The organism is Nonomuraea sp. NPDC049504 (genome assembly GCF_040676845.1).
Lineage (GTDB): Bacteria > Actinomycetota > Actinomycetes > Streptosporangiales > Streptosporangiaceae > Nonomuraea > Nonomuraea salmonea.
In genome coordinates, this window is the sequence record NZ_JBFAPT010000016.1 from 171,418 (window position 1) to 196,513 (window position 25,096).

A 25,096-nucleotide genomic window follows, 5' to 3' on the forward strand; every position below is an offset into this window, starting at 1 on the left:
ATTGCCGAGCTGTTACGGTAGGGTCCGGCTCGCGGCCCTGTCAATAACCCGCTCACATGGCGGAATCTCGCCTGGTCAGCGGGCCGCCTCGGGTCCGGCGGTTTTCCGAAAGTTTGTAACTTCGCCGGTGCCGCCCAACGGCGGCGCCACGGCAAACGGGAGGTCCTGTGCCTCGAGCCACGCTGGCCGACGTCGCCGCGGCCGCCGGAGTGTCCGTACCGACGGTCTCCAAAGTGCTCAGCGGCAAGAAACACGTCTCCGCCGCCACCAGGGACAAGGTGCTCGAAGCGGTCAGAGCCTCCGGCTACGAGGCGCCGCGCCCGCCGACCAAGCCCCGCGTCGGCGTCATCGACCTGCTCATCGACGGCCTCGGCTCGCCCTGGGCGCAGGTGCTCATCAGCGGCGCCGAGCAGGCCGCCGCCCGCTGGGGCTTCTCCCTCGTCGTCACCTCCTCCTACCGCGCCGACTTCGACCTGCGCCGCTGGATCGGCATGGTGCGCAAGCGCAACACCGACGGCATCGTGCTCGTGCTCTCGCGGGCCGACCAGCGCGAGATCGCCGCCATCGAAGAGCTGCTGCACGTGCCGCTCGTCCTGCTCGACCCCGTCGGCCAGCGCGACCCGCGCCTGTCCACCGTCGGCGCCACCAACTGGCTGGGCGGCGTCATGGCCACCACCCACCTGCTGGAGCTCGGGCACACCAGGATCGGCTTCATCGGCGGGCCACTCGACACGCAGTGCACGCTCGACCGGTACGAGGGCTACCTCGCCGCCCACCGCACCTTCGGCATCGAACCCGACCCCACGCTCACCCGCTACGGCGACTTCATGGTCCACGGCGGCAAGAGCCTCGGCGGCGAACTGCTCGACCGCGACGACCCGCCCACCGCCGTCTTCGCCGGCAACGACCTCCAGGCGGCCGGCGTCTACCAGGCCGCCACGGAGCGCGGCCTGCGCGTGCCCGACGGCCTGTCCGTGGTCGGCTTCGACGACTCGACCCTGTGCGAGATGCTCTCACCGCCGCTCACGACCGTCCGTCAGCCGCTCGACGACATGGCGAACGAGGCCGTCCGCCTCGTCCACGAGGAGCTCACCCACCCAAGGGGCCCTTCGGGCACCCGCATCGAACTGGCCACGAACCTGATCATCCGCCGCAGCACCGCCCCCCTGGCAACCTGACTCGACCCTCTGCGTGAGTCGTCCCCCGGCTCCGCTGCGAGCTGATTCGTCCCGCCCGTCGGCGGGGCGTCGTCATGCCCGAAACCCCATGTCAGTAGGCAATCCGCAGATCACCCTTTATCCTGATCGAACCGGCAGGGAAGTGATCCACATCACACGGAGGGCCTACGTCGGTGACATCGGGGTTCCTGATCAAAGATCCGCGCACGCGCGCCGGCTTACGCCTGGACGCCGCCGCCGGCTCCCAGGAACGCCTGGCGTTCCTCAACGACGCCAGCACCCGCATCGGCAGCACCCTCGACCTGGCACAGACCTGCCGTGAAGTGCTCGACGTGGCCGTGCCCCGCTGCGCCGACACCGGCGGCATCATGGTGCAGGAACGCCTCATCACCGAAGGCGAGTTCCCCGTACGCCCCACCGACGGCTCTGCCCTGGTCCGCCGCGTCGCCACGGCCGTAGCCGTCGACAACCCGTGGGACTGGGACACCGCCTTCCCCGTGGACGAGGTCGCCGTCTACCCGCCGTTCCTCCCGCAGGGCCAGGCCATGGCGACCGCCAGGACCGTCCTCGTGCCCCGCCTCGACGAGAGCGTCGCCGACGAGATCGCCAAGGCGTTCGGCCGCGACGTCATCGCCAGGTCGCTGGCCGGCTGCTCGTTCCTCGTCGCCCCGCTGCTGGCGCGCGGCAACGTGCTCGGCTTCTTCGTCCTCGTGCGGCAGCCGTGCAGCGAGCCTTTCCAGGACGGTGACGTGGCACTGGTCGAGGAGCTGGCCGCGCGCACCGCCATCTGCATCGACAACGCCCGCCTGTACGCCAGGGAACGCCGCACCGCCCTCACCCTGCAGAGCAGCCTGCTGCCCACCGGGCTCAACGCCCCGCCCGGCCTGGAGGTCGCCTACCGCTACCTGCCCGCCGGCGACCTGGCCGGCGTGGGCGGCGACTGGTTCGACGTCATCCCGCTCGCCGCCGACCGCACCGCCCTCGTCGTCGGGGACGTCATGGGCCACGGCGTACGCGCCGCCGCCACCATGGGCCAGCTCCGTACCGCCACCCAGACCCTCGCCAGCCTCGACCTCGACCCCGCCGAGCTGCTCTACCGCCTCAACCGGGTAGCCCAGCAGCTCGACCTCGACCAGATCGCGACCTGCGCGTACGCCCGCCACGACCGCACCACCGGCACCGTCGAGATCGCCAGTGCCGGGCACCTCCCGCCCATGCTCGTCCAGCCCGACGGCACCGCCGACATCCTCGCCGTCACCCCCGGCCCGCCGCTCGGCGTCGGCACCGACACCTTCGACCTGGCCACGTTCGCCCTCCCGCCCGGCGGCCTCCTCGCCCTCTACACCGACGGCCTGGTGGAAGGCCGCGAGTGGAACATCGACGAGGGCCTGGCCAAGCTCCGCGGTCTCCTGACCGGCCCGCCTCTGGGCATCGACCGCATCTGCGACATGATCGTCCGCGCCCAACGCCCCAGCACCGACCGCGACGACATAGCCCTCCTACTAGCCAAAGCCCGCTAAGGGCCACCAACCCCCACACACCCCCGCATAGCCCACTTCACTGACAGCCCAATTCACCGCACGCCTTATGGACCTCGGGGGCCCGTCCTGCCCCAGAGCTTGCAGGCGGTCAGAGGAGGCCGGCGTCGCGGACCTTCATGGCCACGTGGACACGGTTGTCAGTGCCCAGCTTGGCGAAGATGCGGGTGATGTTGGCCTTGACGGTGGCCACGCTCACCGACAGATCACGGGCGATCTCCGCGTTCGAGCTGCCCCTGGCCACCTCGACGGCGACCTCTCGCTCGCGTTCGGTCAGCTCGGCCAGCTCGCGGGCGGCGGCGGGGCGGCGCGGCTCGTAGCGGCCGGTGGCGGCGGCGATCACCTGCTGGGCCACGGTCGGCGACAGCACCGGCTCGCCCTTGGCCACCGCACGCACCGCCTCGATCATCTTCGGCGGCGGCGTGTCCTTCAGCAGAAACCCGTTGGCGCCGAGCTGCAACGCCCGCAGCACCATGTCGTCGGCGTCGAACGTGGTCAGCACCAGGATCCGGGGCGGCGACGCCTGCCGCAGCAGCAGCTCGGTGGTGGTCAGCCCATCCTGCTCAGGCATCCGGATATCCATCAGCACGACGTCGGGCCGCAGGTCGCGGATCACCGTCATGGCCTGCTTGCCGTCGGCCGCTTCACCCACGAGGTCGAGGTCGGCCTCGCCGCCCAGGATGAGCCGCAGCCCCGTACGCACCATGGGATCGTCATCCACGATCACGACTCTCACCACGGCTCAAGCCTCCCACGGCAGTGTCGCGTCGAGGACGAAGCGCCCGTCGCGTACGTCATGAGTGATCCTTCCTCCGGCCATCCGCGTCCGCTCGGCCAGCCCTACCAGCCCAAGCCGCCCGCCAGGCCCTGACCTGCCGGGCACCGCCGCGTTGCTGACCCGGATGCGCAGGCCGTCACCGGGCCGCCCGCCGATCTCGGCCCGCACCACGCTCCCGGGCGCGTGCTTGCGCGCGTTGGTCAGGGCCTCCTGCACGATCCGGTACGCGTGCCGCCCCGTCTGCGCCGGCAGCAGCTCCCTGTCGGTGACGCTGTCGTCCACTTCGACCTGCTGACCGGCGGCGCGTACCTCCGCGAAGAGCGCGCCGAGATGCGCCAGCGTCGGTTGTGGCGGCGCGGGCCCGCCCTCCGCCGTGCCGCCCTGCCCGGCCGGCCTGTCCTGGTCGGCCGGTCCGTCCTGGCCGGTGAGGTCGCCGCGCCGCAGCGTGCCGAGCACGGCGCGCAGCTCGGTCAAGGACTGGTGGGCGTTCTCCTGGATGGCCAGCGCCGTCTCCCGCGTCTGCTCGGGCGTCAGATCCTTCCGGTACGCCAATCCGCCCGCCAGCATCGCCAGCAGGGAGATGCGGTGCGCCAGGACGTCGTGCATCTCCTGCGCGATCTTCAGCCGCTCGGCCAGCTTCGCCTGCTCCACCCGCTGCGCCTGCCCGCGCAGCTCCGCCGCCCGCCGCTCCGCCTCGAGCTCCCGCCGCCCCCGCAGATAGAGCCCGAACACGGTCAGCCCGGCCAGGATCGTGCCCGAGACGACCGCGTAGACCGCCGTCAGCCGCCAGTCGCCCTTCCACCGGGTGGAGATCGCCACGCACACCCAGAACACCACACCCACCGGCACCACCTGCCGCCACCGGCGATGCGTGGCGAGCGAGGTGAACGCCGCGATCGCCGGCCCGTTCGCCGCGAACGAGAACGCCGACGCCGCCGCCAGCACCGTCGCGACCTGCCACGGCCACCGGCGCCGCAACGGTAGCAACGCGATGCCCACCGCCCCCGTGGCCATGTCGGTCAGCAGGATGCCCACGTCGGCCACCGGCCGGCCGAGGCTGCCACTGATGAGCACCAGAACGAGGAGCAGCAGCGGCGCCGAGGCGAACAGGTAGAAGAGCGCGACCCCCAGCCACTCCACAGGCCGCTCACCGGAAGAGGAACCCGGCAGCCCGTGGGGGAGGGGACGCGGCCTGTCCCGAGGAACAGGCACGCCTGACGCCTGCTCCCAGCCCGGACCCGGCTCACCCGAGGCCGACCCCGGAACGTGGTGCGGCGCGTTGGAGGCCGGATCCGGGATGTCGTGCGGCGCGTTCGAGGCCGGACCTGGGATGTCGTGCGGCGCGTTCGAGGCCGGACCTGGGATGTCGTGGGGCTCATTTGAGGCCGGACCTGGGATGTCGTGGGGCTCATTTGAGGCCGCACCTGGCACACGACGCGGTTCGTCCGAGGGCGCACCTGGGATGCGACGCGGTTCGTCCGAGGACGGGGCCGCCACGCCGTGACGCTCGTCCGGAGCGGGGGTCGGTGCAACCGGGCGGTCGCCGGGGGAAGAGGCGGGGGGCCAGGGGGCGTCGCCTGAGGACTGGTGCGGAGGGCCGGGGTGGTCGTGCACGGCACCAAGCCTAAACATCGCTTGGCCTGCGCATTAGCACCCTGGGTCGATCCACGTATAGACCCTCGGCCATAACCCGGCCGGTGGTTGTAGCCCTGGCGACGGCGACTCTCGACCCTGGTCCGATGAGGCCGGGCCGCGTTTTCGATGAACTGGGGCACGTGATCGAACTCCACCGCGTCACCAAGACGTACAACGGCGTGAAGGCGCTCGACGACGTGTCCTTCACCGTCCACCCCGGCTCCGTCACGGGCTTCCTCGGCCCCAACGGCGCCGGCAAGTCGACGGCCATGCGCATCCTGGCCGGCCTGGCCAGACCCACCTCCGGCCGCGCCACCGTGCTCGGCAAGCCCTACGCCGAGCTGGCCCGCCCCGGCTACGACGTGGGCACCCTCCTCGACGCCGGCGCCCAGCACCCGGGCCGCACCGGCCGCGAGGTGCTCACCCTGGGCGCCCTCATGCTCGGCCTGCCCAAGTCACGCGTCGACGAGGTGCTCGACCTGGTGGGCCTGACCGGCAAGGAAGCCGGACGCCCGATACGCGGCTACTCCCTGGGCATGCGGCAACGACTCGGCATCGGCCACGCCCTGCTGGGCCGCCCGAGAGCCCTCATCCTCGACGAACCCGCCAACGGCCTCGACCCCCAGGGCATCCAGTGGATGCGCGAGCTCCTGCGCGGCCTGGCCGCCTCCGGCTGCGCCGTCCTGCTCAGCTCCCACCTGCTGTACGAGGTGGAGCAGGTCGCCGACCGCATCGTGATGATCGGCGCAGGACTCGTCCTGGCCGACGGCACCCTCGCCGAGCTCAGCCAAGGCCGCACCCTCGAACAGACCTTCCTCGCCCTCACTTCCCAAACCTCCCGCACCCCCGCCTGACCCACTCACAACCCACCACTCACCACCGCACTCGGGTCTGACTTGCGCTCAGAACTCGAGACTCACCACCGCACCCGCGTCTGACTCGCCTTCGGAACTCGAGACGCACCATCGCGTCCCCGTCTGACTCGCGCTCAGAAGTTGAGAAGCACCGTCGCGCCCCTGTCTGACTCGCGCTCAGAAGTCGAGAAGTACCGTCGCGCTCCTGTCTGAATCGCGTTCGGACCCGCCACTCACCATCGACTGACCTGCGTCCGGAACCCGCCACTCACCATCGCACCCCTGTTTGATCCGCGCTCAGCAGCCGCCAATCACCGCCGTACCGCCGACCACCCACCACCCGTGACTTCGCCTTCTCACCTGCGGCACCCAGCGTGCCTGCTTCCTGTCCCGACCACGCATGGGTCTCCTGCTGCTGCTCACCATCCGCCGCTTCGCGGTGACCGCTGACCACAACCTCTGCAGACCGCGCCCGCGATCGCATCGACCATGGGCAGCGATCGGTGACCGACCACCGCTGTGACCGCCGCGGCCCGGCCTGACCAGCGGCCTCGACCTAATCTCCTCGAAGCCCTCGGTCCGGCCACCATCCGCGACTGAGCCTGACCACCGTCCCTACCTGCATCTGAGCCTGACCGCTAGCCGCACCTGCGACCTGCCCACCGTCCGCGGCACTGCCTCAACAGCGGCCCTGCTTCGACCAGCGGGCCCTGCCTTCACCAACGGCCACCGCCTCGACTTGAGCAGTGGTCGTGAGGCGGGCCCATAACACCCCTTTCTTCACTCAGTGATTGGACTTTGGCATCATGACCACCCAAACCGCCATCCAGCTTCCGCAGCGCGTCACGTTCGGGAGGTTGTTGCGGGTTGAGGCGCGGAAGTTGCTCGATACCCGTACCAGCCTGATCATGACCGCGATCCTCGTCGTCGTGGCGGTGGCGCTCGTCGCCGGGCGGGGGGTCGTGACGGAGACGGCGGATCTGTTCATGCTGGCGGGGACGGCGGGGACGGTGTTCGGGATCCTGCTGCCCGTGCTGGGCATTCTGTCGATCACCGGCGAATGGCAGCACCGTACGGCGCTGACCACGTTCACCCTGGAGCCCAGGAGGGCGCGGGTGCTGGTGGCCAAGTGCGTGTCGGTGCTGGTGGCGGCCGTGCTGGCGTGCCTGCTGGCGGTGCTGGTCGCGGTCCCGACGACGGCGGTGGTGGCGTCCGTGCGGGGCGTGGAGGCGACATGGGGGCTGGAGGCGCACGTGCTGGTGGGCTGGATCGCCACCACCGTGCTGCTGACCGCTGAGGGCCTCGCCCTCGGGTTGTTGCTGCTCAACGCCCCGGCCGCCATCGTGATCTACCTGGTCAGCCCCATGGTGGGGAGCTTCGCCGCCCAACTTGGCGCGGGAGGTAAAGCCGTGGCACAGTGGCTGGACCTCAATTCCACCAGCGACGTCCTGATGAGCGACGACGTGACGGCGGGCGGTCTGGCCCGGCTGGCGGCGTCGGTGGCGTTCTGGATCGCCGTCCCCGCCGCGGTGGGCACCTTGCGGGTGCTGAAGCGGGATGTGACCTGACGCTTTACCGGCAAGGTAGATCTATGCCGGTTTCGTGGTGATATGTTTGCCAATGTCCGGTTTGAGAGGGTACTGTCGTAGACGTTACCGAGCAGTGACCCGCGCCTGACCAAGAGAGGCGGGGCCTGCCCCGGTTTCCCTGGATCCCGTTCCCGTGGATTCTCGCGCTCTACGTAGCGTCTGTACGGCGTGCTGCCCGGCTACGTTCGTCCTGACGAGCGCAAAGTTCCCGTCCCCTAACAAAGGACCTGAATTTTCCTATGTCTGCTCGCCTGCGTTCCGTCGCCATGCTCGCAGCCTCCGCCGTCGCGGCCATGACCGTCGGCGCGACCACCGCTCACGCCGAGACCGGCGTCGAGCAGCGTGGTGTGCTGAAGGGCTCGACGACCGCGTCCTACTTCTGGGACGACGCCTCCGGCCGAGCCGGCGACACCGGCCTGCCCGCCGCGGGCAAGCCCATGCAGAAGGGTCTGGTAGCCAGCCCGAGCTGGCCCCTCATGACCGAGGGCTACGTGCTCTACCAGGGCAAGAAGCTGCCCTTCTTCGTGGGTGACCGCGGCCCCGGCGACCCCTCCAACCGTGGCGTGATGCTCGACCTCGACGCCAAGACCTTCGCCGAGCTCACCGGCGGCACGTTCAACTCCCGCACGCTGGGTGTCGACGGCGTCAAGGGCCAGGGCCACATCAAGGTCGACTACATCATCACCAAGTGGGGCGATGGGGTCGGCAAGAAGAGCTACCCCGTGGCGTTCTCCACCGGCGCCTGGTCCGAGAAGGACCAGAACCCGGTCATCCAGCAGGTGTCGGTCAAGCTCCCTGCCAAGTGAAGCGGCTCCAGCTGAGCGGCACCCCGGCTCCAGCTGAGCGCCGCCCCGGCCCTAGCTGAGCGGCCCTCCGACCCCAGCGGGGTGGCCCTCCGACCCCAGCGGGGTGGCGCCCCGTCAAGCGGCCGGATGAACCGGCCAGGTGAACGGCCTGGCGGGTTCGGCCGGAGAACCCCCGTAGCCCCCGCCAACCCCCGCAACCCCCGAAATCCCCCTCGAAGAGGGCGCTCCCGTAGTGAGGAGCGCCCTCTTCGCCGTTCCTGGGCCCCTGGACGAAACCGTCACCGCAGCGCCCGTGCTCTGAGCGCAAGCCCCGACGTGCTGGCCGCAAGTTCTGCTGCCGCCAGGCAGGGCCGGTGCTTTGCTGTTGTCGGAGCCCGGAGCCCGGAGCCCGGAGCCCGGAGCCCGGAGCCCGGAGCCCGGAGCCCGGAGCCCGGAGCCCGGAGCCCGGAGCCCGGAGCCCGGAGGTCTCAGGTCCGGGGCCGGGTGTTTCGTGTTGGGGTGGTGGTGGTGGTGGTTAGCGCTGGTTTGGGACGGGGACCTTTGACCAGTCGGTGTCCGAGCCGAAGTAGAAGCTCGGGTAGGCGGGCTGGTTGTAGCCGGTCTGCTGCCTGGCCACGTCCACGCGGTACTGCGGGTCGTGCATGAGCGTGTACAGCTTCCTGTCGGTCACCTCGGTGCTCAGGTAGATGCGGATCGCGGTGCTGTCGGTCGTACGGACCAGGAGCTCCTCGCGCCAGTCGCCGAAGACGTCGGCCACCAGGCCCGGGTTGCCCTTCGTCCAGTTGTTGGTCAGCGTGCCCTCGGCGGTCAGCAGCGTTCCGCGCCGGTGGTCGTCGATGGTCGGTGTCTGCAGGACGTCGGTGGCGGTGCCGTTGACGAGCTGCGTGGTCATGTCGGCGGCCCAGCGGATGCTCATGTTCGTGCCGGGGGCGTTCCTGCCCAGGTAGTCGCCGCGCGCCGACCACAGGCCGGCCTCGATGGCCTGGTCGGGCGGCATGGAGGACCAGGTCTCGACGCCGCGGACGTCCGGGTCGATGTCGCCGACCATGCCGCGGCCGGTGTCCACGCCGCTGTAGCCGCCGTGGATCACCGCGCCGGTGGCGGCGTCGCGCAGCGCCCAGCCGTACGGGGCCCACGCGCCGCCCTCGTGCACGGTCCAGATCTCCAGGCCGGGCCGGTCGGGGTCGAAGTCGCCCACGTGCATGGCGTCGCCGTGGCCGAGCCGGACGTTCTGTCCCGGCACGTTGCTCTGCGGCGGGGCGACGTCGAAGGAGGAGTACAGCAGGTCACCGTCGTCGTCGATGGTGGCGGAGCCGTACACGATCTCCTGCCTGCCGTCGCCGTCCACGTCGGCCACGCCCATCGCGTGGAAGCCCTGCGTGGTCAGGTCGGCATATTTCGGGTTGCTGCCGGGGACGCCGTGCGGCGCGGCGTTGAACGGGTTCGCCATCGGGGCGTGGCCGCTGTCGACGTACCAGCGCTCCTTGAGCCGCCTGCCGTCCCAGTCGTAGGCCACCAGCGTGCTGCGGGTGTAGTAGCCGCGCGCGAAGATCGCCGACGGGCGCTTGCCGTCGAGATAGGCGACCGACGACAGGAAGCGGTCCACCCGGTTGCCCGGCTCGATCCTGCCCATCGCGTAGTCGCCCCACAGGAGGCCGTCGTCGCCGCGTCCCGGCTTGTAGTGGACGGTCTGCAGCTCGCGGCCGGTCGCGCCGTCGAGCACCGACAGGTACTCGGGGCCGGTCAGGATGTAGCCGGCGAACTCGCGCAGCCGGTTGTTGCCGCTGCGGGCGGGGGCGTAGACGTCGATGAAGTACGTCGCCAGCTCGGCCGCGTCGGCCTGGGAGAGCGGGTAGCGGTACTTCGGCTCGATGCCCAGCGCCTCCTCGATCGTCTTCGGCCAGTGCCCGGCGACGACCTCGGGGTGCTTGTGCCACTTCGCGAACATCCCCGTGAGATGGTCGAAGTAGCCGGCGGCGCTCAGCCGGTAGTCGTCGGTGTCGGAGTAGCCGGCGCGGCGGTCCTCGCGCGGCATCGTGACGTAGCGCTCGGAGACGACCTTGCCCTTGGTGTCGTAGCGAAGGATCTTCGTGCCGGGGGCGGTCTTGAGCATCATCTCCGAACGGCCGTCACCGTCGAAGTCGTACACCAGGAACTGCGTGTAGTGGGCGCCCGAGCGGATGTTCACGCCGAGGTCGAGGCGCCAGCGCAGGGTGCCGTCCAGCTCGTACGTGTCCACGTACGTGTTGCCGGTGTAGCCGCGCTGCGAGACGTCCTTGGAGTTCGAGGGGTCCCACTTGACCACGTACTCGTACTGGCCGTCCCCGTCCACGTCGCCCACGCTCAGGTCGTTGGCCGCGTACGTGTACGCCTCGCCCGCCGGGGTCACGCCGTCGGCCGGCTTGCTCAGCCGAAGATCATAAAACGTTTTAAGCCAAGGCGTGGCCACAGGGCTCTTCCGCCCCTCGCGGCCCTTGGCGATCGGCGCCACCTGGTACCTGGAGCGGGACGTGCCCGAGGGGTCGCGGTAGTTGGTGCTGTCGGTCACCGTGGCGATGGCGCGGCCGTCGCGGTAGACGCGGAAGTCGGTGCCCGTCATGCCCTTCGCGCCGTGCCCGGTGACCTCGTCACCGAGCAGCCGCCAGCTCAGGAACACGCCCTCGCTGGTGGAGGCGGCCACCAGGCCCCTGTCGAGGTGCTCCAGACGGGGGCTCGGACGGTGCTTGCCGCCTGTCGCCGTGGTGGCCTCTGCCGGGGCGGCGGTGAGTGGCAGGCACAGCAGGGCGGTTAACCCTGCGGCCAGGGTGCGGCGGATGCTGCTGGGGGGTCTCATCGTGACGAGCTCCGCTCGTTGAATCGATTAAATTTTTGGCTGGAGATTATGTGGGGTTGTGAGGTTTGTCAAGGGTCCGTTTCGCCAGGTGGCGTCGGGGGCGGGGGAGCGCAGGTGGGGGCTGCGAACGACCTTGAAGGCGTTCAGCGACGGACGGAGGAAGCCACTGACGGCAGCGCCGTCATGGACGCGATCCGAGCGGCCCTGCTCCGGGTCCGGGCGCCCGCTTTCGGCTCCCCCTGCCACCGCGCCCGCTCAGCTGCTGAGCGCGGCATCGGCGGGCTTCGGCGGTCCTCGCCAACAGGTCTGCGGTTGCGAAGGTGATGACGATCTTCGTAGGGTGTGGCGACCCCCCGATGTGTTGATCGGAGTCTCGATGCGCGAGCCTGAGCCGACGCCTGCCGACCAGTGGTCCACATGGGATACGGAACCGACCATCCCCGACACCTGGCCGGGGCTCGATCTGGACCGTCCGGAGGGATTCGAGATCTCTCGCGGCCCCGTGAAATCCGTGGGGGGCAAGCTCGTCGCGCTGGCCGCCGCGGCAGGCGACTTCAACTACAGCAGGGCCGACGGCATCGGCGTTTCGGGGATGAGCTGGGATCTGCCGCGCGAGCTGCACCGGATGATGGCCGAGGCCGACAGAGCGGTCGCAGGCTTCTGGAACGATGTGTACGCCGAGACGGGCATGGCGGGGATCCTGATCGAGCGGGCCGCGGCCAACTACAAGCTCGCCGACCATCCTCTGCTCGGCGACGCGCCGATCGAGGAGTTGCAGGAGCGGGTCGATGGCCTGGGGAACCGCAGGCTGAGGGGACCGAGCGACATCTACCCCAACGGCATCGTGCCGCTGACGCTGTCGAGAGCGATCGACTACGGCGTCGACGACATGACCGCGGAGCAGGCGAGGCGGGACATCGAGATCCTGGTGATGAACGGCGGTCACCGCGACCCGCAAAGCTACGCGCAGATGGCCGAGTCCCTGGTCGATCTGACCCACACGCTGCGGCTAAGGGCGCAGGACCTGCGTGACAGCCCGTGGCATGGCGATGCCGCCGTCAAGGCGCAGTGGGCGCTGCGGCAGACCTACGGCAGCGTGACGGCGCTGGCCGCCGTCACCGGCGCGATGAGCAGGGCCAGCAGCCGCTTCCTTGAGGTCATCACGTGGTGCGCCCAGAACTTCGAGGCGATGGCCGACCCCGACCGCAGCGGCTGGGACGAGTTCTGGGACTTCGGCGGCACGGCGGACAGCCGTGCCCGGGACTTCCTCACCCAGGCGAACAAGGCGTTCATGGAGGTCTACGAGCTGATGCCCAAGCGGATCGAGGAGAACCTGCCCGGGCTGCTCGTCAACGACCAGAACCACCTCGAACTCAGGTGGAGGGTCAAGGACATTCACGAGAGCAAACTGAAGATGCCTCGCAGCAACTGGGATGACCCGTGGATGCGGCTCTTGGAGCGCAGGAAAGACGCCTACGGGAAGGCCGAGGAGTACTACGGCTAGGGAGTAGTGCCTGATCCGGGGATGCGGGCCCGCCGCAATGCCGAACCGGCCTCGTCTCTGGCGTTTCGCCGGCCTTTCCCGCGCTGTCTTCTCACCGGTCACTCCGTGCGCCCACCGCCTGGACGGCGGGACCGCCGCCCCTCCAACCGTTTCCCACCCTGCCTGGGAGTCACGGGGCGACGGTCGTGGGGGTGGGGAGGGTGAGCGGCTCGGGGAGGGCGTCGGTGATGAGGTGGGTGACGGCGGACCAGGGGCAGACCCTGATCGGGGCGCTCAGCTCGAACTTGCGGGCGTCGCTCACCACGACCGTGTCGCGGGCGATGGAGATCAGGCGGCGTTTGGTCTCGGCCTCGTAGGGGGTCGCGCCGTACACGCCGGCCTCGTCGAGGGCGGTGGCGGCCAGGAAGAGTGTGCGTACGCCGAGGTGTTCCAGCGCCGCGACGGTCTCCGGGCCGCCGAAGGAGCGGGTGTCGCGGCTGTACTGGCCGCCGATGCCGATGAGGGTGATGTCCGGCCGGGGGGCGAGGGCGGCGATGGCCGGCAGTGAGTGGGTGACGACCGTGAGGCCGGCGTCGGCGGGGAGCAGCTTGGCGATCTCCAGCGTGGTGGTGCCCGAGTCGAGCGCCACCGTGGTGCCGGGTTCGATGAGGCGTACGGCCGCGGCGGCGATGGCGTGTTTCGCGCCGGCGGCCTGCGTCGAGCGGTCGGAGAACGGCAGGGCGCCGGCGTCCGCCGGGGTGGCTCCGCCGCGCACCGCTCTGATCAAGCCGTCCTGAGCGAGTTTCCGCAGGTCGCGGCGGATGGTGTTGGGGGAGACCGCGAGCTCGTCGACGAGGGTGGCGGCGGAGACGTAGCCGTCCTGGGAGACCCGGCGCAGGATGGCGGCCCGCCGGCCGGGCGCGGATCCGTAACGCAGGCTTCCGGCCTCCTGCGCGGCGCCGGGCTCGTGTCCGGCGTGCGGGTCGCCGGGGTTCTGCTCGGAGCGCAGCCTTCTCACCTCCTGCTCGTTCCGTGGATCGCTGGGACGTAGCGTAGATCGTTTCGGTGCTGCCCGTCGCTCGTACGCTGGGCGTATGGCCATGATGCACCATGAGTTGGCACTTTTCCGCCAACTTATGGATTTATAGTGACAACATGACGCCGAACGGGCTGCTGGCCGGGATCGATGTGGGCACCACCCACGTCAAGGTGGGCTTCTTCGACGAACGGGGCGGCGAGGCGGCCACCGTCCGGCGCAGGACGCCCCCCGACCTGCCCGCCCTCGTCACGGCCGTGACGGAGGCGCTCGGGGAGTGCGCGGAGCGGGCCGGGCGGGGGCCGGAGGCCATCGGGATCGCGGGCATGGCCGAGACCGGGGTGCCGCTCGACGTACAAGGAAGGCCGCTCACCCCGCTCATCTGGTGGAACGACCCGCGCGGCGCCGCGGAGATCGCCGGGCTGAAGCCGGACGACGCCGCGCTCTACGCCGCCACCGGCCGCTGGGCCGACGCCAAGGCGCCGCTCGCCAAGTGGATGTGGCTGGGCCGCCACGAGCCGCCGCTGCTCAAGGCGATGCGCTGGTGGGCCGGGATGCCGGAGGCGGTGGCGTACGCGCTGACCGGCGTCCTGCGCTCGAACGCGACCCTGGCGGCCCGCACGCTCGCCTACGACGTACGGACCGGGCGCTACGACCCGGACCTGACCGCGCACGCCGGAATCGGCCCCGACCGCCTGCCGCCCGTGATCGGCGCGACCGAACCGGTCGGCGGGCTGAACGTGGACGTGAACGGCGTACGGCGCGGGGTGCCGGTCGTGATCGCCGGGCACGACCACGCGGTAGGTGCGTGGGCGGCGGGCGTGCGGCGGCCGGGTGACGTGGCCGACTCGCTCGGCACCGCCGAGGCCCTCATGGTGCCCGCGGAAACGGCGCCCGGCCCGCGCACCGGGATCGCGCTGGGCGTCACGGCGGACCCGTCGCTGGACGGCGCGCGCACGGTGCTCGTCGGCGGGCTGCCCACCAGCGGGGCGATGCTCGACTGGGTGCTGCGCCTGGTCGGCGGCAAGGGGTACGACGACCTGCCGGAGCTGCTCGAAGAGGTGCGGCTGCCGACCGGCATCGTGGTCGAGCCGTACCTGAGGGGGAGAGTGGCTCCGGCGCCCGACCGGGAGCGGCGGGCGGTGCTGGCGGGGCTGGACGCCGCCCACGGGCCCGGCGAGCTGCTGGCCGCCGTCGTCGAGGGCACCTGCCTGCACGCGCGCTGGATGCTCGACGAGCTTGCCGCGGTGGCCGGTGTCGTTCCCGAACGGCTGGCGGTCTTCGGCGGGCAGGTCAGGATCCCGGCGTGGATGCGGATCAAGGCCGCCGTCTCGCCGGTGCCGGTCGAGATCGTCCGGTCCGGCGACGCGGTCTGCGCCGGTGCCGCGCTCATCGCGGGCCAGGCCGGTGGCTCGCCGGCCGACGTTCCTGTGCTGCCCCTCGAACGTCACCCCGAGGATTCGGCCCTGCGCGCCGCCTACCTCCCCGGATACGACGCCTTCCTGGCGCGAGCCACGCATTCGACGAACCCATCACCCGAACGGGAGCACGCATGACCACCCCAGACCGACCCACCCTCGACCTGCTCGCACGCCCCTCCGGCGGGTTCGCCATGGTCGCCATGGACCAGCGGGAGAGCCTCAGGCAGATGTTCACGGCCGCGACGGGGGAGCGCGTCGGCGATGACACGCTGCGGGAGTTCAAGCTGACGGTGGCGCGGGAGGTCGGCCCGTACGCCTCGGGGTTCCTCATCGACCAGGACTACGGGTTCGAGCAGGTGGCCGCGGAGGGCGCGGTGTCCGGCGGGCTGATCGTGGCGGTGGACAGCCTCCAGCAGGACCCGGACGGCCCCGTCGAGGACACCGGCATCGACGACCGGATCGATCTCGAGGCGGCCCGCAAGGCGGGGGCGGTGGCGGCCAAGCTGCTGCTCATCTGGCGGGACGACGAGGAGCGGGGCCGGCGGCTGGAGACGGCGGCCGAGTTCGTCAGGAGGTGCGCCGCGGCCGGGCTGCTGTCCGTGCTGGAGGGAGTGGCGAAGCCGGCCGGGGACGCCGCCGGGTTCGACGGGCCCGCCGCGATCAGGGAGGCGGCCCGTGAGCTGGCCGGGCTGCGGCCCGACCTCTACAAGGCGCAGGTCCCGCTCGGCGGCGCCGCGCCCGAGGAGCGGCTGGTCGAGGAGTGCACGGCGCTGGACGAGGTGATCCCCGTGCCGTGGGTGGTGCTGTCGCAGGGCGTCGAGCGGGACGACTTCCCCGCCGCCGTACGCGCCGCCTGCCGCGCGGGCGCGTCCGGCATGCTGGCCGGGCGGGCCGTCTGGAGCGACCTGGTCGGTACGGCGGACCTCGCGGCCGAGCTGCGCGGCACGTCGGTGCCGAGAGTGCAGCGGCTGGCCGCGATCGTGGACGAGCACGCCCGCCCCTGGACCGCCCGATGACCGGCGGGGCGCGCCGGGAAGGCGCGCAGGGGCGCGGGGAAGCCGTTCGAGGCACGGAAGCCGGGCACATGCGTCAGGAGGGCGTGCAGGAGACCGTCGCGATGTTGCACACCGTGCCCGCGCTCGCCGCCTCGCTCACCGAGCTGGCCAAGGAGGCGCGCCCCGGTGCCAAGGTGCTGAACTTCGTGGACGAGAGCCTGCTGCAGGACACCATCGCGGCCGGCGACCCGCCGCCGCACGTGCTGCGCCGGCTGATCGCCTACGCCACCTACGCCAAGGAGTCGGGCGCTGGCGTGCTGCTGGTGACGTGCTCGTCCATCGGGGAGGCGGCCGAGCGGGCCCGCCCGTACGCCGAGCTGCCGGTGCTGCGCATCGACGAGCCGATGGCGGAGGAGGCGGTGCGTACGGGCGTCAGGATCGGCGTGCTGGCCACCCTCGCGTCCACGCTGGGCCCCACCACGCGGGTGGTCGAGCGGGCGGCGGCCAGGCAGGGGCCGGCCCGGGAGGTGGTGCCGTACCTGTGCGAGGGCGCGTTCGAGGCGCTGCGCGGCGGCGACCCGGCCCGCCACGACGCGCTGGTCCTCGACGGCTTCGGCAAGCTCGCGGCGCAGGTGGACGTGGTGGTGCTGGCGCAGGCGTCCATGGCGCGCATCGTCGGGGACGCCCCGGCGGGCGCGGTGCCGGTGCTGTCGTCGCCGCGCTCGGGGGTGGCCCAGCTCGCGCATGTGACGGCCGGAAGTCGCCGTCCTCACGGAGGCGACGCGCGCACCTGATCGCCGGAAGAAGTCGTCCTGGGTCTTGCTTGATGTGGTTTGTCGGCTTTCAATGAGCCCCATACGGCAAGATCCAGGAGGGTCCATATGCGTGGTTTACGGGCGTCCGTAGTCGCTCTGCTGATCGCCGCCACGGCGTTGCCGGGGGCGGCGCCATCCGTTTCCGCGGTCGCCGGACCGGCGGACCCCGAAACGGCGTCGCTGGTCACGCTGTCCGTGCCGGACCGGACGGTCATGGAGCGGCTGGTGGCGTCCGGCGCCGACCTCACAGAACGCGTACGTCCCCAGCTCGACGGCAGCGTCCAGGTCGACGCCGTCGTCACCCCGACCCAGCTGACCGAAATCCGCGCGCTCGGCGCCGCGCTCGCGTCCGAGGCGCCGGCCGGGACACGAGCGGACGCCCGCAAGAAACCGCCCTCGGGCGACCAGATCGTGGTGGAGCGGGCGCTCTGGTACAAGTCGCGTGACGGCTACTTCCTGTCCGTCGAGGCGTCGAGCAGCGCCGCCCAGGCGGCCACGCTCACCGTCGAGTGGCGCGGCAAGCGCGGCACGACAGGGCGGGCCGAGATGGTCGCGTACGTGGACGCGGGCGCGTACCTCGGGCACCAGTTCAGCACCCCGGTCCCGGCCGACGACCGGCCGCAGAAGATCACCGTCACCTCGACCGGCGGCGGCAGCGCCGACGCGCACGTACGGGAGTGGCCCGACGGTGAACGCCCCGACAAGCACGACCGCGGCTACCAGAAGGACTTCATCACCCAGTACATGCCGCCGGCCCAGCTCAACGAGCGCGTCAAGACGCTGCACCGGCAGTTCCCGAAGCTCACCGACCTGATCACGCTGCCGTACCGGACGAACGGCTACCGCCGCCACGCCCAGGCCGTCATCGGCACCCCGCCGGGCGCCGCCGTCGTGATCACCTCGAACGCCTACGGCTCGGAGGGCGGCGACGACCTGTCCGTCGAGCTGGTCGATCCCGGCACGCCGGGCAGCGCGCTGAGCGTCAAGCTCGACGGCAAGCTCGTCACGGTCAGCCTGGGCACCGATGAGGCGGGCGCGCCCGTCAGCACCGCCGCCGACGTGGTCGCCGCGATCAACGCGACGCCGGGGTTGCCGCTCAAGGCGGCGCTCTACCGTACGGACCCGGGGGCCGGCGTCATGGCGCCCGCGCAGCCCGTCCAGCTCGACGACTTCCTGAACGCCCCCGCCGACGTCTCCAGGAAGCCGGCCGAGGTGCTGGCCCTGCGCATCGGCACCCGCCGCGACGGCTCGCGCACCGGCGTGCTCGCCTACGCCCAGGAGCACGCGCGCGAATGGGTGACGCCGCTGGTCACGATCGAGGCCGCGGAGCGGCTGCTGCGCAACTACGGGCGCGACAAGGCGACCAGGCGGCTGCTGGAGCGTACGGACATCTTCATCGTCCCGACCGTCAACCCCGACGGCGCGAACTACAGCTTCTACGACTTCAACTCCCAGCGGAAGAACATGACCAACCACTGCCCGCCGCAGCAGTCCGACCCGGCGCTGCGCAACCAGTGGGGCGTGGACGTCAACCGCAACTACGCCGTCGGCTCGCACGACGACGGCTACTTCGGCGCCTCCGCCAACTGCCAGAGCGGCACGTACGCGGGCCCGGCCGAGCACTCCGAGCCCGAGAGCCGCAACGTCATCTGGCTGGCGCAGCGCTTCCGCAACATCAAGTTCGCCATGAACGTGCACAGCTACGGCGGCTACTTCATGTGGCCGCCCGGCGCGTACAAGGCCGAGGGCCGCGTCACCCTGCCCAGGCCGACGAAGAAGGAGGAGGCGTTCTTCGAGCGCTCGTCCGAGACGATCCTGGAGGCCATCGCCGCCGAGCGGGGCACCGTCATCTGGCCGCAGCAGACCGGGCCCGTGACGGACGTGCTGTACTCGGCGGCCGGCAACTCGGCCGACGAGCTCTGGTACGACCACGGCATCTACGGCTGGGACTTCGAGGTCGGCGCCGACCTGTGGAACGCCGGGACCCGCACGTGGCAGGGCGTGGGCTTCCAGCCGCCGTTCGACGAGGGCCACAAGGAGGCGATGGAGTTCGCCGCCGGCCTGATCTCCCTGGTCGGCATCGCCGCCGACTACCGCGAACAGTGACGAACCGCGGCGGCCGGGTCCCCGCCCGGCCGCCCTTTCGCGCCGACGTCCCGCAAGCCGGAACCCCGGAGGCTCTTCCGTGCGCTTACCCCAAGCCCTGCTCGGCGCCGCCGTCGCGGCCGCCCTGCTCACCGTCCCCCAGAACGTGTCCATGGCCGAGCCCGCGCAGCCGCCACCGCCGGCCGTCCGCGACTTCGGCAACGGCCCCGAGCGCAACGAGGTCGCGGCCGGCCTCCCCGAACAGGCCGCCGCCGCCCGCGCCGCCGCGCAGGGCGAGGAGCGCTCGTCCGGCATCCCGCACGACCGCGGCTACCCGAGGCGCACGAAGCTGCCGCCGCCGCAGGAGAACCCGGCCGACGCCGCGATCAAGCTGGGGCTGGTGCCGTACCACGGCATCGCGCCCAAGCTCAACGAGCTGCAGTGGCGCAGCGACCGGGTGAGCGCGGAGATCATCGGCCGTTCCGCCGGCGGCCACGACCTCTACCTCGTCACCGTCACCGCGCCGGAGAGCGCGGCGCAGGCGCGCGAGCAGACCCGCCTGCGCGAGCGCATCGAGAACGACCCGGCCGCCGCCGCCAGGGACCGCGGCCTGGCCAAGAAGTACAAGGCGCCGCTGTACGTCAACGCCAACATCCACGGCAACGAGTGGGAGGGCACCGACGCGGCGCTGCGTACCATCGAGGAGCTGGCCACCAGTAGGGACCCGGCGATCACCGCGCTGCTCAAGCGTACCCGCCTCTACTTCAACGTGACCGCCAACCCCGACGGCCGCATCGCGAACTCGCGGCAGAACGCGGCCGGCTTCGACCTCAACCGCGACTTCGTCACCGCCTCCCAGCCCGAGGTCAGGGCGATGCGGCAGGTGATGATGGACGCCCAGCCGGTCGCCATGATCGACCTGCACGGCTACGTCAACGGCACGCTCATCGAGCCGACCACGCCGCCGCACGGCGCGAACTACGAGTACGACCTGTTCATCACCAACACCTACGCCAACGGCCTCGGCATGGAGGCCGCGGTCAACGGGCTCGGCTACACGCCGGAGAAGGACGGCGTGCAGCCGGCGCAGATCCCGTTCCGCGACTCGGCGGAGGGCTGGGACGACTGGCCGCCGATCTTCACCCCGCAGTACGCGCCCTTCCACGGGGCCGTCGCCGCGCACACGGTGGAGATCCCGCTGCGGGTCAACAACGCCGACTACGCCAACCTGCCGGTCGAGGAGCTGCGGCGGCGCTCGGCGATCAACACCGACGTGGCCGCGGCGGCCATCCGCGCCACCTACCGCTTCGTCCAGGACCGCCACGACCGGCTGATCGCCGACCAGATCGAGGTGTTCAGGCGGGGCGCGGCGGGCGAGCCGGCCAGGACGGTGCCGCTCGGCATCGTGCCCGGCTTCGGCCCCGAGGACGTCTACACGACCACCTTCCCCCGCGCCTACGCCATCCCGGCCGGCACTCCTGCCGCCGCCCGGCTGGTGGACCACCTGATCGCCAACGACGTCCGGGTGGAGCGGGCGAAGACGGCGTTCCGCCAGGGCGGGAAGACGTACCCGGCGGGCACGTACGTCGTGGACATGCGCCAGCCCAAGCGCGGCCTGGCGAACGTCATGCTGGAGCCGGGCGAGGACATCTCACCCCGCGTCGATGCCATGTACGACATCTCGGGCTGGAGCCACGCCCTGCTCTGGGGCGCCCAGGTGGAGCCGCTGACCTCGCTGCGCGCCCACACCACGCCGGTCAAGGTCGCCGCGCCCACCGGCTCGGTGCCGCGCACGTCAGGGCCGCTCGCCCTGAAGGTGGCCGACGCCCAGGACGTGCGGGCGCTCAACGGCCTGCTCGCCCAGGGCGTGGCCGTGCGCTGGGACGGCGGCGCGGCGGTGATTCCGTCCTCGGCCCGGCAGGCGGCCAGGGTCGTCGCCGACCGCTACGGCGTCGCCTTCACCCCGGCCCGCGAGCCGGGCGGGGTCCCGCTCGCCCAGGTGCGGGTGGCCGCCGCGGCGTCCGCCGACGAGCTGTTCACGCTGCGCGAGCTGGGCTTCGACGTCACGCCCGTCTCGACCGCCCTGCTCAACCAGGGCTTCGACTGGAGCGGCACCGACGTCCTGTGGGTCTCCAGCGGGCTCAGCCACGCCGCGCTCACGCCGCAGGCGCGGGCGGACCTGGAGGCGTTCCTCGGGTCGGGCGGCGTCATCACGCGTGGCCGTACGGGCGCCGCGTTCAACACCGCAGCCGGGCTGCTCACCGCCACCACGGTGGAGGGCCGCTCGGACGCCAACGGCGTGGTCCGCACGGTCGCGGACGGCGGCCAGGTCGGCGGCGCCGCGACGGGTCACGCGTTCGTGTACTCGCCGCTCTGGTTCACCGGGCTCGGGCCCGAGGTGGCGGTCGAGCAGTCGTACGCGGCCGACGGCCCGCTCGTCTCGGGTCACTGGCGGGCCACCGCGGCCGGCGCCGGCGGACCCGAGTCGGCCAGGGGCCAGGCGGCGGTGATCAGCGGCAGGGACGAGCGCGGCGCCGCGGTCGTCATGTTCGGCACCGAGCCCCTGTTCCGCAACCACCCGAAGGGCCTGTTCCCGCAGGTGGCGAGGGCGTTGTACTGGGCGTCCTCGGTCACCGGGGCCGCGGTCACCACCCCGTGATCTGGTAGTCTTCACGCACTCCATCCCTTCCGGCCGGATCTGGTTCCGGCCGGAAGCTGCGTTTCATGACCTTCGACGATTTCGCGGTACGCCCCGCCACCGCCGCCGACCGGCCCGTCGTGGAACGCCTGTGGCTGATGTTCCGCCACGACATGTCCGAGTTCCAGGGCGGCCTGCCCCGCCCCGACGCCACCTTCCGCAGCGACCGCCTCGAGTCCGCCTTCGCCGACCCCGGCTGGACGGCCTATCTGCTGAGCCGTGGCGACCGGCCCGCCGGTTTCGCGTTCGTGCGCGGGCTCGACGGGCCGGTCCGGGTGCTCAACAGCTTCTTCGTGGTACGCGCCGCCCGCCGCTCCGGCCTCGGCCTGCGGGCCGTCAAGGAGGTCGTCGCCCGGCACCCGGGACGGTGGGAGATCGCGTTCCAGGACGCCAACGCCGGCGCGGTGGCGTTCTGGCGGCGCGTCGCCGCCGACCTCGCCGGTGACGCCTGGACCGAGGAGCGCCGCCCCGTGCCCGGCAGGCCCGAGGCGCCGCCGGACACCTGGATCGCCTTCACGGCCGCCTGAGCGGGTCCCCGCCCCCGGCGAGCGGGGGCGGGGACGCGGTTCAGCCCGCAGGGGCGTAGCCGGCCGGGCGGGTGGTGAACGTGCCCCGCCCCTGCGTACGGCTGCGCAGCCGGGTCGCGTACCCGAACACCTCGGCCAGCGGCACCACCGCGGTGATGACCACGGCGCCGCCGCGCGCCTGCGAGCCCGACACGCGCCCGCGCCGCGCCGACAGGTCGCCCAGCACCGCGCCCGCCATGGCGTCCGGCACCGTCACCGTCACCTCGGCCACCGGCTCGAGCAGCACCATCGTGCAGGCCCGCAGCGCCTCGCGGAGCGCGAGCCTGCCCGCCGTGCGGAACGCCATCTCCGAGGAGTCCTTCACGTGCGTGGCCCCGTCGGTCAGCGTCACCCGCAGCCCGGTCACCGGGTGCCCGCCGAGCGGCCCCGCGGCCAGCGCGTCGCGGCAGCCGGCCTCGACCGCGCGCACGTACTCGCGCGGCACGCGACCGCCGGTGACCGTGGACGCGAACGCGAAGCCCTCCTCCAGCGGCTCCACGTCCAGCACGACGTGCGCGAACTGCCCGGCGCCTCCGTCCTGCTTGACGTGCCGGTAGACCAGCCCCGGCACCCCGCGCGTGACGGCCTCCCGGCAGGCGACCTGCGGCCGGCCGACGGTGACCTCCAGCCGGTGGTCGCGGCGCAGCTTCTCCGCCGCCACCTCCAGGTGCAGCTCGCCCATGCCGGACAGCACGGTCTGCCCGGTCTCGGCGTCCGTGCGTACCGACAGCGACGGGTCCTCCTCGGCCAGCCGGGCCAGGGCCGCCGCCAGCCGGTCGCCGTCGATGCTCCTGCGCGGCTCCACGGCCACCGACACCACCGGCTCCGTCGCGTTCGGCGGCTCCAGCAGCAGCGGCGATTCCCGCGCGCACAGCGTCGTGCCGGTGCGGGCCGACTTCGGCCCGACGACCGCGACGATGTCGCCGGCCACCGCGGCCGCCGCCTCGGCGTGCCGGTCGGCCTGCACCCGCAGGATGCGGGCGATCCGCTCGGTCCCGCCGGTGCCCGCGTCGAGCACCGTGTCGCCCTTGCGCAGCGTGCCGGAGTAGACCCGCAGGTACGTCAGCCGCCCCGACGCGGTCGAGGTCACCTTGAACACCAGCGCGGCCAGCGGAGCCGCCGGGTCGGCCGGCCGTTCCTCGCCGCCCTGGCCGTGCACGGCGGGCACGTCCAGCGGCGACGGCAGATACCGGACGACCGCGTCGAGCAGCGGCTCGATACCCCGGTTCCGGTACGCCGAGCCGCACAGCACGACCACGCCCGCACCCGTACGGGTCAGGTCGCGCAGCGCGCCGGCCAGCGTCGCCTCGGACAGCGACGGCTCGGCACAGAACTCCTCCAGCGCCCCGGCGTGCAGCTCGGCCACCGCCTCCTCCAGCAGCCTGCGCCGCCGCCGCGCCTCGGCCAGCAGCTCGTCCGGCACCGGCTGCGCCTCGCAGCCGTCGCCCGGCCAGACCAGCGCCCGCATGCCGACCAGGTCGACCACGCCGGTGAAGCCGTCCTCGCGCCCGATCGGCAGCTGCACGACCAGCGGCGCGGGGTGCAGCCGCGCCCGGATCGAGGCGACGGCCGCGTCCAGGTCGGCGCCTGGCCGGTCCAGCTTGTTGACGAACGCGACGCGCGGCACGCCGTACCGGTCGGCCCGCCGCCACACCGACTCGCTCTGCGGCTCGACCCCGGCCACGCCGTCGAACACGGCGATCGCGCCGTCCAGCACCCGCAGCGAGCGCTCGACCTCGTCGGAGAAGTCCACGTGGCCAGGCGTGTCGATGAGGTTGATCCGGTGGCCGTCCCACACGCAGCTCACCGCGGCGGCGAAGATCGTGATGCCGCGGTCGCGCTCCTGCGGGTCGAAGTCGGTGACGGTGGTGCCGTCGTGCACCTCGCCGCGCTTGTAGGTGGCGCCGGTGACGTACAGCATGCGTTCGGTGACGGTGGTCTTGCCGGCGTCGACGTGCGCGAGGATGCCGAGGTTGCGGACGGTGGTCAAAGGAGAGGAAAGGTGAGCACGCACGGCTCTACAGCCTTTCGGGGATGTTTCCGAACAGGACTGCGCGATTGAGCCCGGCGAACGGGGTCTTCGTCAGGGCAGCGGCCGGCGCCGGCCGCGCAGCGGGCGCCGGGGCGGCGAAGACACCAGGATCACCTCGTGACGCGACGGGGGGACGACGGCAGCGGTGCTGTGGCGCACGGCCGGCTCCCTTCCTTCGTCGCGTGGTGATGTCGGTGGCGAGTGTAGTGATCCAGGAAGTCCGGGGGCAACGGAATTCCGTGCGTGGCAGGGGAAGCGGGGCCGTCGCCGCCGGTCAGGCGGGATGAGAAGGCGTTTGATGGGGTGGCGTCGATGGTAGAGGCACAGGTAGCAGGGGATTAGGAGATCGCCCCGCTATCGGGAGCCTTCAAGAGAGAAGGCGTGATAGGCGGTCTCCGCGGTTGTTGAGACCGCCGGATCGGGGGAACCCAATGCGCAAGACCCTCACCGGGCTGGGCCTGGCGTTCTTTCTCACGCTGGCACCGGCCACCGCAGCCACGGCTGAGGCACCGGCCGCGCCGGTGGCACAGAGTCAGGTGACACCCGCACCGCAGCAGAACAGGGACGAGGGAGGCGGCAACGCCGGCCTTTGGGGCCTGCTCGGCCTCCTGGGACTGCTGGGCTTCGCCGGCATGCGCAAGCAGCGCAATCACGTCGGCAGCGCGGAGCACGTCACCCACCGCGGCAACAGGCCGTAAACAGGCCCTGCCCCGGCCGCCGGCCGGGGTGACGTCCCGACGGTGACACGGCTGCC

General features: G+C 71.8%; 18 protein-coding genes. 13 read left to right on the forward strand and 5 right to left on the reverse strand.

Annotated elements, in window-relative coordinates; translation table 11 throughout:
• The first annotated feature begins 167 nt into the window (after window positions 1-167).
• Window positions 168-1,178 carry a LacI family DNA-binding transcriptional regulator gene (locus tag AB0K28_RS29085; RefSeq protein WP_364376240.1) on the forward strand — a complete coding sequence of 337 codons (1,011 nt, stop codon included), beginning with the start codon at window positions 168-170 and terminating at the stop codon, window positions 1,176-1,178.
• A gap of 173 nt (window positions 1,179-1,351) precedes the next feature.
• On the forward strand, window positions 1,352-2,698 hold the full coding sequence (locus AB0K28_RS29090) for a GAF domain-containing SpoIIE family protein phosphatase (protein ID WP_364376243.1): 1,347 nt from the start codon (window positions 1,352-1,354) through the stop codon (window positions 2,696-2,698).
• Between the two features lie 109 nt (window positions 2,699-2,807).
• Here the strand turns inward: AB0K28_RS29090 and AB0K28_RS29095 are convergent, their stop codons facing one another.
• Window positions 2,808-3,437, reverse strand: coding sequence for a response regulator transcription factor (locus AB0K28_RS29095; RefSeq protein WP_364376246.1), 630 nt, complete (start codon window positions 3,435-3,437; stop codon window positions 2,808-2,810).
• Window positions 3,438-3,458: 21 nt separating this feature from the next.
• Window positions 3,459-4,634, reverse strand: coding sequence for a histidine kinase (locus tag AB0K28_RS29100; protein ID WP_364376248.1), 1,176 nt, complete (start codon window positions 4,632-4,634; stop codon window positions 3,459-3,461).
• Between the two features lie 635 nt (window positions 4,635-5,269).
• Here AB0K28_RS29100 and AB0K28_RS29105 point away from each other — a divergent pair.
• The 3 genes from AB0K28_RS29105 to AB0K28_RS29115 all read left to right on the forward strand — a co-directional run bounded on the left by AB0K28_RS29105 (window position 5,270) and on the right by AB0K28_RS29115 (window position 8,378).
• On the forward strand, window positions 5,270-5,983 hold the full coding sequence (locus AB0K28_RS29105) for an ATP-binding cassette domain-containing protein (RefSeq protein WP_364376251.1): 714 nt from the start codon (window positions 5,270-5,272) through the stop codon (window positions 5,981-5,983).
• Window positions 5,984-6,789: 806 nt separating this feature from the next.
• Window positions 6,790-7,551, forward strand: a complete 762-nt coding sequence (locus AB0K28_RS29110; RefSeq protein ID WP_364376254.1) for a hypothetical protein — start codon at window positions 6,790-6,792, stop codon at window positions 7,549-7,551.
• Window positions 7,552-7,811: 260 nt separating this feature from the next.
• Window positions 7,812-8,378: a hypothetical protein gene (locus tag AB0K28_RS29115; RefSeq protein ID WP_364376257.1), complete on the forward strand. Its 567-nt coding sequence runs from the start codon at window positions 7,812-7,814 to the stop codon at window positions 8,376-8,378.
• A gap of 514 nt (window positions 8,379-8,892) precedes the next feature.
• Here the strand turns inward: AB0K28_RS29115 and AB0K28_RS29120 are convergent.
• Entirely contained in the window at window positions 8,893-11,211 is a 2,319-nt protein-coding gene (locus tag AB0K28_RS29120; RefSeq protein ID WP_364376260.1) for a rhamnogalacturonan lyase, read from the reverse strand.
• A gap of 502 nt (window positions 11,212-11,713) precedes the next feature.
• Between AB0K28_RS29120 and AB0K28_RS29125 the strand changes: the two genes are divergently transcribed.
• Window positions 11,714-12,715, forward strand: coding sequence for a hypothetical protein (locus AB0K28_RS29125; protein ID WP_364376262.1), 1,002 nt, complete (start codon window positions 11,714-11,716; stop codon window positions 12,713-12,715).
• Between the two features lie 169 nt (window positions 12,716-12,884).
• Here AB0K28_RS29125 and AB0K28_RS29130 read toward each other — a convergent pair whose 3' ends face one another.
• Window positions 12,885-13,712: a DeoR/GlpR family DNA-binding transcription regulator gene (locus AB0K28_RS29130; RefSeq protein WP_364376264.1), complete on the reverse strand. Its 828-nt coding sequence runs from the start codon at window positions 13,710-13,712 to the stop codon at window positions 12,885-12,887.
• A 137-nt stretch (window positions 13,713-13,849) separates the two neighbouring features.
• Between AB0K28_RS29130 and AB0K28_RS29135 the strand changes: the two genes are divergently transcribed.
• From AB0K28_RS29135 to AB0K28_RS29160, 6 genes are all read left to right on the forward strand, one after another.
• On the forward strand, window positions 13,850-15,286 hold the full coding sequence (locus tag AB0K28_RS29135) for an FGGY family carbohydrate kinase (RefSeq protein WP_364376267.1): 1,437 nt from the start codon (window positions 13,850-13,852) through the stop codon (window positions 15,284-15,286).
• Entirely contained in the window at window positions 15,283-16,167 is an 885-nt protein-coding gene (locus AB0K28_RS29140) for a hypothetical protein (protein ID WP_345403945.1), read from the forward strand. The genes AB0K28_RS29135 and AB0K28_RS29140 overlap by 4 nt, the downstream gene beginning before the upstream one ends.
• A gap of 68 nt (window positions 16,168-16,235) precedes the next feature.
• Window positions 16,236-16,940: an aspartate/glutamate racemase family protein gene (locus tag AB0K28_RS29145; protein WP_364376270.1), complete on the forward strand. Its 705-nt coding sequence runs from the start codon at window positions 16,236-16,238 to the stop codon at window positions 16,938-16,940.
• Window positions 16,941-17,027: 87 nt separating this feature from the next.
• The gene (locus AB0K28_RS29150; protein ID WP_364376273.1) at window positions 17,028-19,067 is read left to right on the forward strand and encodes a M14 family zinc carboxypeptidase; all 2,040 of its coding nucleotides are present in this window, start codon (window positions 17,028-17,030) and stop codon (window positions 19,065-19,067) included.
• Between the two features lie 79 nt (window positions 19,068-19,146).
• Complete coding sequence (locus AB0K28_RS29155) at window positions 19,147-21,705, forward strand: M14 family zinc carboxypeptidase (protein WP_364376276.1); 2,559 nt, start codon at window positions 19,147-19,149, stop codon at window positions 21,703-21,705.
• Window positions 21,706-21,770: 65 nt separating this feature from the next.
• Window positions 21,771-22,271 carry a GNAT family N-acetyltransferase gene (locus AB0K28_RS29160; protein ID WP_345403960.1) on the forward strand — a complete coding sequence of 167 codons (501 nt, stop codon included), beginning with the start codon at window positions 21,771-21,773 and terminating at the stop codon, window positions 22,269-22,271.
• A 40-nt stretch (window positions 22,272-22,311) separates the two neighbouring features.
• Here the strand turns inward: AB0K28_RS29160 and fusA are convergent, their stop codons facing one another.
• Window positions 22,312-24,300 carry an elongation factor G gene (gene fusA / locus AB0K28_RS29165; RefSeq protein ID WP_364376279.1) on the reverse strand — a complete coding sequence of 663 codons (1,989 nt, stop codon included), beginning with the start codon at window positions 24,298-24,300 and terminating at the stop codon, window positions 22,312-22,314.
• A 473-nt stretch (window positions 24,301-24,773) separates the two neighbouring features.
• Between fusA and AB0K28_RS29170 the strand changes: the two genes are divergently transcribed.
• A complete protein-coding gene (locus AB0K28_RS29170; protein WP_345403963.1) occupies window positions 24,774-25,040 on the forward strand; it encodes a WGxxGxxG family protein in 267 nt (88 codons plus the stop codon).
• The last annotated feature ends 56 nt before the right edge of the window (window positions 25,041-25,096 follow it).

Excerpts from the sequence above, each read along its gene's own strand:
- AB0K28_RS29110 (WP_364376254.1), top strand. The coding sequence starts at position 6,790 with ATGACCACCCAAACCGCCATCCAGCTTCCGCAGCGCGTCACGTTCGGG.
- AB0K28_RS29115 (WP_364376257.1), top strand. The coding sequence starts at position 7,812 with ATGTCTGCTCGCCTGCGTTCCGTCGCCATGCTCGCAGCCTCCGCCGTC.
- AB0K28_RS29120 (WP_364376260.1), bottom strand. The coding sequence starts at position 11,211 with ATGAGACCCCCCAGCAGCATCCGCCGCACCCTGGCCGCAGGGTTAACC.
- AB0K28_RS29135 (WP_364376267.1), top strand. The coding sequence starts at position 13,850 with ATGACGCCGAACGGGCTGCTGGCCGGGATCGATGTGGGCACCACCCAC.
- AB0K28_RS29140 (WP_345403945.1), top strand. The coding sequence starts at position 15,283 with ATGACCACCCCAGACCGACCCACCCTCGACCTGCTCGCACGCCCCTCC.
- AB0K28_RS29145 (WP_364376270.1), top strand. The coding sequence starts at position 16,236 with ATGCGTCAGGAGGGCGTGCAGGAGACCGTCGCGATGTTGCACACCGTG.
- AB0K28_RS29150 (WP_364376273.1), top strand. The coding sequence starts at position 17,028 with ATGCGTGGTTTACGGGCGTCCGTAGTCGCTCTGCTGATCGCCGCCACG.
- AB0K28_RS29160 (WP_345403960.1), top strand. The coding sequence starts at position 21,771 with ATGACCTTCGACGATTTCGCGGTACGCCCCGCCACCGCCGCCGACCGG.
- AB0K28_RS29170 (WP_345403963.1), top strand. The coding sequence starts at position 24,774 with ATGCGCAAGACCCTCACCGGGCTGGGCCTGGCGTTCTTTCTCACGCTG.